This window comes from Kitasatospora sp. NPDC024654 (assembly GCF_055559155.1).
In genome coordinates, this window is the sequence record NZ_JBVHLF010000013.1 from 149,802 (window position 1) to 155,801 (window position 6,000).

Here is a 6,000-nt window from a genome sequence, read left to right on the forward strand (position 1 = left end):
GACTACCGGGTCCAGGTGACCCTGCGGTTCGGCGACCCAGGGCCGGAGTTCACCCCGCACTGCCCGCCGGACCGGGCCCGTGGCCGGGGCCGGTCCTGGTACCGCGGCGACTGCCATCTGCACACCGTCTACTCGGACGGCCGTCGGCTGCCGGCCGAGGTGGCCGCCGGCGCCCGGGCCGCCGGGCTGGACTTCATGGTCTCCACCGACCACAACACCCCCGCCTCGCACGGGATCTGGGGCCCGCTCGCCGGCCCCGACCTGCTGATCATCACCGGTGAGGAGGTCACCACCCGCAACGGCCACTGGCTGGCGCTCGGCCTGCCGCCCGGCGACTGGATCGACTGGCGCTACCGCGCCCGGGACGACGCCTACCCGCGCTTCGTCCGCCAAGTACAGGGCGGCGGCGGCCTGGTGGTGCCGGCCCACCCGTACTGCCCGTACGTCGCCTGCCAGTGGGAGTTCGGCTACCAGGGCGCTGACGCGGTCGAGGTCTGGAACGGCCCGTGGACCCACGACGACGAGTCGGCGGTGGACAGTTGGGACTCCCGGCTGGCCGAGGACCTGCGCCACGGCCGACCCTGGCTGCCGGCGTTGGGCAACAGTGACGCGCACAGCGTGCCGCAGGTGATCGGGCTGCCGCACAACGTGGTGCCGGCCGACGACCTGACGCGGGACCAGATCGTCGCCTGGCTGCGCGCCGGGCGGAGTTGGATCGCCGAATCCGCCACCGTGCGGCTGGAGTTCACCGCCGCCGGGAACGGCCGGCAGGCCGGCATCGGTGAGCGGCTGACCGTCCCGGCCGACGCGCCGGTGGACGTCCGGCTGGTGGTCTCCGGAGTGCCGAACGGCACCGTGCGGTTCGTCGCCGACGAGGGGCAGCTGCACCAGGAGTCGTTGCCGGCCGGTGGCAGCGGAACGGTGGTCTGGCGCACCACCGCCTCGCTGGCCGGTTACGTACGGGCCGAGGTGCGCCACCCGAGGAGCGACGGCACTCCCGGTCAGGGCAACACCATGGGCCCGGACCTGCCCTGGGGTCCGATGGCGGCGCTCACCAACCCGATCCTGCTGACCATCGGCTGAGCTGCTGATCGGTCCGTCCACTGATCGGTCTGTCCGCTGATCGGGGGGCGGCTCTGGTACAGCGAGGTGAAGCCCGCCGCGCGCCGGAGCCGCCCCGGCGCGGCGGGCGGCAGGGTGGGCGGCATGCCGCACCGCCGTCCGCTCCGACCCGCCGCCCTCGTCCCGGTGGCCCTGGCCGCCCTGCTCGGTGCGAGCCTGGCCACCCCGGCGCGGGCGGACGCCGCCTTCGACGTCGCCCCGGCCGCGGCGAGCCTGGCCCGGCTGCTGCCCGACCGTGCCGCGCAGTTCACCCTCGTCCCGGCCGCCGCCGGGCCGACCGGTGCGGACTTCTTCACGCTCTCCGGCCCGGCGGGCGCGGTCCGGGTGACCGGCACCACGCCGGCCACCCTGCTGACCGGCGTGGGCTGGTACCTGGCGCACGTCGCCGGGGTGGACCTCGGCTGGCCCGGTCAGAGCACCGGACGACTGCCGGCCACCCTGCCCGCGGTGCCCGGGACCATCACCCGTTCGGCCGCGGTGCCGCACCGCTACGCGCTCAACGACACCGACGCCGGCTACTCCGGCGCCTACCGCGACCTCGCCGCCTACCAGCACGAGATCGACCTGCTCGCGCTGCACGGCGTCAACGAGGTCTTCGTCCAGGTCGGCGCCGAGTACCCGTACTACCGGGCGCTCCAGGGCTTCGGCTACCGCCCCAACGAGCTGCGCTCCTGGATCCCGGCGCCGGCGCACCAGAGCTGGTGGCTGCTGCAGAACTTGAGCGGCTTCGGCGGCCCGGTCTCCGAACAACTGCTGCGCGCCCGGGCCGCGCTCGGCCGCCAGGTCGCCGACCGGCTCCGCGCGCTCGGCATGACCCCGGTGCTGCCCGGCTTCTACGGCACCGTGCCGCCCGGGTTCGCCGCCCGGAACCCCGGCGCCCGGACCATCCCGCAGGGCGACTGGGTCGGCTTCCACCGCCCCGACTGGCTGGACCCGGCCGGCCCGGTCTTCGGTCGGCTGGCCGCCGCGTACTACGCCGCCCAGCGGGCCGCGTTCGGCGACAGCACGGTCTACAAGATGGACCCGCTGCACGAGGGCGGCCGGGAGCAGGGCGTCGACCTGGGCGCGGCGGCCCGCGCCGTGCAGGATGCGCTGGAGACCGCCCACCGGGGCGCGGTCTGGGCGATCCTCGGCTGGCAGGACAACCCCGCGCCCGCCCTGCTGGCAGCCGTCGACCGCAGCCGGCTGCTGGTCCTGGACGGCCTGTCCGACCGCTACGACACGCTCGACCGTGAGCGCCAGTGGGACGGTACCCCGTACGCCTTCGGCGCGATCGACAACTTCGGCGGGCACACCAGTCTGGGCGCCAACGCCGGGGTGTGGGCGGCCCGGTTCCCGCAGTGGCTGGGCCGGCCCGGCAGCCGGCTGGCCGGCCTCGCCTACCTGCCGGAGGGCACCGGGGGCAATCCGGCCGGCTTCGAGCTGTTCACCGAACTCGCCTGGCAGCCCGGCGGGCTGGACCCCGCCGACTGGTTCGCCCGGTATGCCGCCCGCCGCTACGGCGGCGCCGACCCGCACACCGCCGCCGCCTGGGAGCTGCTCCGCCGCGGGCCGTACAGCCTGCCGTCCGGCGCCTGGAGCGAGCCGCAGGACAGCCTCTTCACCGCCCGGCCGAGCCTGACCGCGACCTCCGCCGCCAGCTGGAGCCCGCCCGTCCTGCGCTACGACCCGGCCACCGTGCGCGACGCGCTGGACGAGCTGCTCCGGGCCCCCGCCGAGCTGCGGGCCACCGACGCTTACCGCTACGACCTGGTGGACGTCGCCCGGCAGGCGCTGACCAACCGGAGCCGGGTGCTGCTGCCCGCGATCGCCACCGCGTACGGCGCCCGCGACCTGGCCGGCTTCCGCGCCCTGGTGGCGCGGTGGAACGCGGACGAGGCGCTGCTGGACCGGCTGGTCTCGGCCGACCCGCGCTTCCTGCTCGGCCCCTGGCTGGCCGCCGCCCGCTCCTGGGGCGCCACCCCGGCCGAGCGCGACCAGTTGGAGTACGACGCCCGCTCGATCCTGACCACCTGGGCCGGCCGCACCCCCAGCGAGGCCGGGGTGCACGACTACGCCAACCGCGAGTGGTCCGGCCTGGTCCGCGACCTGTACGCACCGCGCTGGGCCGCCTACTTCGCCACCCTGGACGCGGCCCTGACCACCGGCACGCCCCCGGCTCCGATCGACTGGTTCGCCCACGACGACGCCTGGGCCCACCGCACCGGTCCCTACCCCACCACCCCGACCGGCGATCCCCTCGCCCTCGCCGCCGAGGTCCGCGCCACCCTCGACGATTGACGCGCCGTCATGGCACGCCGCCGGCACGTCGTCCGGTGCCGCCGGCCGTGCTCAGCGGCCGGCGAACCCCCGATCACTGGGGACGATCTCCCGGCCCAGCGGCATCAGCGAGACCGGGATCAGCTTCAGATTCGCCCACCCGAACGGGATTCCGACGATGGAGACGAACAACGGGATGCTGGTGGCGATGTGCGCGAGCGCCAACCACCACCCCGCGAAGACGAACCAGATGACGTTGCCGATCAGCGACGGCACGCCCGCGTCCGGCCGTGCCACGGTGGTCCGCCCGAACGGCCACAGCACGTAGCCCGAAATCCTGAAACTCGCCACGCCAAACGGGATGGTAATAATAAGCACGCAGCACACAATTCCCGCGATGGCATAACCAATGGCCATCCAGATGCCGCAGAGAACCAACCAGATCACATTGAGGACGAAGTCGATCACCTTCATGGTGCAATCGTCCCATGCCCGGCACCAATCGTCCCATGCCCGGCACTCCCCAATCACTGCCGCACTGTTGAACTCGAACGCGTGACGTCGGCCTGGTCGCAGGTCAGTTGTCGGTGGTCCGGCCGGTGCTGGCGAGGCATCCGCCGACGGGGCGCGGCCGGTGCCGACGCTCCCGGGTTCCGTTCACGGCTCTCGCCGGGTGGTCGAGGTCGGCCCGACTCGAGCCGCTCCCCGCACCGAGGTGCGTGTGTGCGCACGCACTAACTATCGTATGTGTGTACACGCAATGGACATCCGCCCGCTTCCTCCGCACCGAAAGCGCCGCCCATGTCCGAGACCACCGCCCTCGACCGGCTACGCACCGCCCTCACCGAGGCCTCCTACCGCAACCGCGTGCGGACCGTCGTGCACCGCTGGTACACCTGCTACGAGACCGAGCCCAAGCCGCTCGCCCACCACGTCGAGCTGCTCACCCCCGAGTTCACCCTGCGCCGCGCGCCCGAGAGCGGCCTGCCGGACGTCAGCGGCCGCCAGGCGTACCTGGACGGCCTGTCGCGGGCCTACCCGGGCCAGGCCAACGCCCACCACCTGCGCAGCCTCGAGCTGACCCGGACCGGCGACACCGTCGCGAGCGCCGTCGTCACCCACGACTTCGAGACCCGCGGCCCGAGCCTGCACGGTGCCGCCGTGATCCGCTACGACTTCGAGCTGGTGCACGACGCGGACGAGTGGCTGCCGCGCATCAGCACCTTCGGCGAGCAGGTGCTCTCGCGGCACGAGGCGCCGTTCGCCGACGCCCACGGCGGGAACGGGGTGCGCGCCTTCCTGCACTACTGGCTCTCGCTGCTGGCTCTCGCTGCTGGAGCGGCCGGCCCCGGACGCCGAGCCGCTTCGCGAACTCATCACCGACGACCTGGCGATGACTCTCTCCGACGGCCGGGTGCTGCACACCTTCGAGGAGGTCTCGGCCTGGTACGACGGCGCCTGCGGCCTGGTCGACATCAGCAACCACAACGTGCTCGACCTGGTCGTGACCCCCGGCCGGGGCCGGACCTACCAGCTCGCCATGGGCTTCGCCTGGCAGGGCATCGCCAAGAACGGTCAGCCGATGACCGCCCGCACCGAGCACAGCTGGACCCTGACCGAGACCGACGAGCGGTACCTGCGCCTGTCCCGCTTCGAGGTCGCCGCCCTCGAGCCGTTCGCCCCGGTCACCGCCGAGGAGGCCCTGGCCGCCTTCGAGGCGACCCGTCAGTAGTCAGGCCGGTGGCGGTTGGCATGGAGGCGGGCCGGCCCGGTGCGGCGCCAGGTCGGCGGGCGGTGGGAGGCGGTGGCGGTGGGTGCTCCCGCTCGGAAGCGACGCGGTCTCGGTGATCGGGGGACTGCCCCGGTCCGGCCCCGGTAGGCCCCCGAGCTCCGTGGGCGGGCCCCCGGGCGGCCCCGACGGGGTGGCCGATTTCCGGAGGGATTCCCGTTCTCCGTGCTCCGCGGATTTACCGTGCCACTGCTGGCCGCGGTTGCGGGTTCGGTTCCCGTGGATTTGGATCCCGTGGATTGGGATTTTGTTCCCGTGGATCTATGACTGCCGGCCGGCTCGTCCTGCGGCGCGTTTTCCATGTGTCGCATCCGGCTTCCCTCGGACGGGCGACCAGGGCGAAGGCTCGGCGCGCTGCCCGGCCCGCGGGCCCGTCCACCTGGCCTAAGGGAGGGCGACGGCCACGGGTAGCGAGAAGTGGTTCAAGGCCGAGAAGGGCTTCGCCTCATCGCACAGGACGGCGGCGCCGACGTCTTCGCGCGCCACTCGGACATCGTCGCGCAGGGCTCCCGTGAGCCCGTCGAGGGCCGGTGGGTCCAGTTCGACGTCGCGCGGGGGTGGACGGGCCCGCGGGCCGAGAACGCCGTCGTGATCTGACGCCCCGATCTGACGATCCGACGGCTCGCCCACCGTACCGTGCGTCCTGTGGGGCTCGCAGTCAGCCGCGGCCCACAGCGCTTCCGGCGGTGGCGAGCCCGCCGCCGGCCCGGGCCGCCCGTCCTCCGCCGGCGGTCACCGCTGATGCGATGAAGGGGCGGGGCCTCCGCTCCTCGTGGGCTCCCCGGTGCCGGGGTCGACACTGGGGTTGTTCACGCCACAACGACGAAGGA

The 6,000-nt window shown here is 73.7% G+C and carries 5 protein-coding genes and 1 pseudogene; 4 read left to right on the forward strand and 2 right to left on the reverse strand.

Annotated features, from left to right (window positions below):
- Positions 1 to 15 precede the first annotated feature (15 nt).
- Both ACZ38L_RS11255 and ACZ38L_RS11260 read left to right on the forward strand, forming a co-directional pair.
- Positions 16 to 1,083: a CehA/McbA family metallohydrolase gene (locus ACZ38L_RS11255; RefSeq protein ID WP_465691523.1), complete on the forward strand. Its 1,068-nt coding sequence runs from the start codon at positions 16 to 18 to the stop codon at positions 1,081 to 1,083.
- Positions 1,084 to 1,206: 123 nt separating this feature from the next.
- Positions 1,207 to 3,402, forward strand: a complete 2,196-nt coding sequence (locus ACZ38L_RS11260) for an alpha-N-acetylglucosaminidase (protein WP_465691525.1) — start codon at positions 1,207 to 1,209, stop codon at positions 3,400 to 3,402.
- A gap of 51 nt (positions 3,403 to 3,453) precedes the next feature.
- On the opposite strand, the gene ACZ38L_RS11265 is transcribed toward ACZ38L_RS11260, so the two are convergent.
- Together ACZ38L_RS11265 and ACZ38L_RS11270 are read right to left on the reverse strand one after the other, a co-directional pair.
- Positions 3,454 to 3,855, reverse strand: a complete 402-nt coding sequence (locus ACZ38L_RS11265; RefSeq protein ID WP_465691527.1) for a YccF domain-containing protein — start codon at positions 3,853 to 3,855, stop codon at positions 3,454 to 3,456.
- Positions 3,856 to 4,209: 354 nt separating this feature from the next.
- Positions 4,210 to 4,758 carry a hypothetical protein gene (locus tag ACZ38L_RS11270; RefSeq protein WP_465691529.1) on the reverse strand — a complete coding sequence of 183 codons (549 nt, stop codon included), beginning with the start codon at positions 4,756 to 4,758 and terminating at the stop codon, positions 4,210 to 4,212.
- A 16-nt stretch (positions 4,759 to 4,774) separates the two neighbouring features.
- On the opposite strand from ACZ38L_RS11270, the gene ACZ38L_RS11275 reads away from it, so the two are divergent.
- Both ACZ38L_RS11275 and ACZ38L_RS11280 read left to right on the forward strand, forming a co-directional pair.
- Positions 4,775 to 5,113 (forward strand): hypothetical protein, encoded by a 339-nt coding sequence (locus ACZ38L_RS11275; protein WP_465691531.1) that lies wholly within the window; start codon positions 4,775 to 4,777, stop codon positions 5,111 to 5,113.
- Between the two features lie 457 nt (positions 5,114 to 5,570).
- Positions 5,571 to 5,767 (forward strand): annotated as a pseudogene (locus ACZ38L_RS11280) (cold-shock protein); the annotation flags it as partial.
- Between the last annotated feature and the right edge of the window lie 233 nt (positions 5,768 to 6,000).

Excerpts from the sequence above, each read along its gene's own strand:
- ACZ38L_RS11265 (WP_465691527.1), bottom strand. The coding sequence starts at position 3,855 with ATGAAGGTGATCGACTTCGTCCTCAATGTGATCTGGTTGGTTCTCTGC.
- ACZ38L_RS11270 (WP_465691529.1), bottom strand. The coding sequence starts at position 4,758 with ATGAGTTCGCGAAGCGGCTCGGCGTCCGGGGCCGGCCGCTCCAGCAGC.
- ACZ38L_RS11275 (WP_465691531.1), top strand. The coding sequence starts at position 4,775 with ATGACTCTCTCCGACGGCCGGGTGCTGCACACCTTCGAGGAGGTCTCG.
- ACZ38L_RS11260 (WP_465691525.1), top strand. The coding sequence starts at position 1,207 with ATGCCGCACCGCCGTCCGCTCCGACCCGCCGCCCTCGTCCCGGTGGCC.